At 44.6% G+C, this 975-nt stretch carries 1 pseudogene; it reads left to right on the top strand.

The annotated features are described in order from the left end of the window. A pseudogene (locus ADG81_RS03530) lies at positions 1–975 on the top strand (hypothetical protein); the annotation flags it as partial.

Raw genomic sequence — 975 nt, 5'->3', positions numbered from 1 at the left:
AAAACTGTAGTAGCTAACCCAGACAAACTTACAGACGCTGAGAAGAAAGCCATCAAAGATAAGGTTAAAGAAGTCAACCCAGGTTCAACTGTAGTAGTGGACGATAAAGGTAACGCGACAGTCACAACACCAGAAGGTAAGACAGCGGTAATTCCAGCGACAGACTTAGTTAAATCACCAGAAGACGCAACTAAACCAAATGCAGGCAACGACATCGTTAAACCAGCGGACAAAACTGTAGTAGCTAACCCAGACAAACTTACAGACGCTGAGAAGAAAGCGATTGAAGATAAGGTTAAAGCTGTAAATCCAGGTTCAACTGTAGTCGTGGACGATAAAGGCAATGCAACAGTCACAACTCCAGAAGGAAAAACAGCGGTTATCCCAGCGTCAGACTTGACTAAGTCAGCAGCAGACGCAGCTAAACCAAACGCAGGTGATGACATCGTTAAACCAGCGGACAAAACTGTAGTAGCTAACCCAGATAAACTTACAGACGCTGAGAAGAAAGCCATCGAAGATAAGGTTAAAGCAGTCAACCCAGGTTCAACTGTAGTAGTAGACGATAAAGGCAATGCGACAGTTACAACTCCAGCAGGTAAGACAGCTGTTATCCCAGCAACAGACTTGACTAAGTCAGAAGCAGATGTAGCTAAACCAAATGCAGGCAACGACATCGTTAAACCAGCGGACAAAACTGTAGTTGCTAATCCAGACAAACTTACAGACGCTGAGAAGAAAGCGATTGAAGATAAGGTTAAAGCAGTCAACCCAGGTTCAACTGTAGTAGTGGACGATAAAGGCAATGCGACAGTCACAACACCAGAAGGTAAGACAGCGGTTATCCCAGCTTCTGACTTAACAAAATCAGCAGCAGACGCAGCTAAACCAAATGCAGGCAACGACATCGTTAAACCCGCTGACAAAACTGTAGTAGCTAACCCAGACAAACTTACAGACGCTGAGAAGAAAGCG

The sequence above is a fragment of the Streptococcus pseudopneumoniae genome, assembly GCF_001070815.1.
In the GTDB taxonomy this organism is placed as follows: Bacteria; Bacillota; Bacilli; order Lactobacillales; family Streptococcaceae; genus Streptococcus; species Streptococcus pseudopneumoniae_P.
This window is presented reverse-complemented; position numbering and strand designations above follow the sequence as displayed.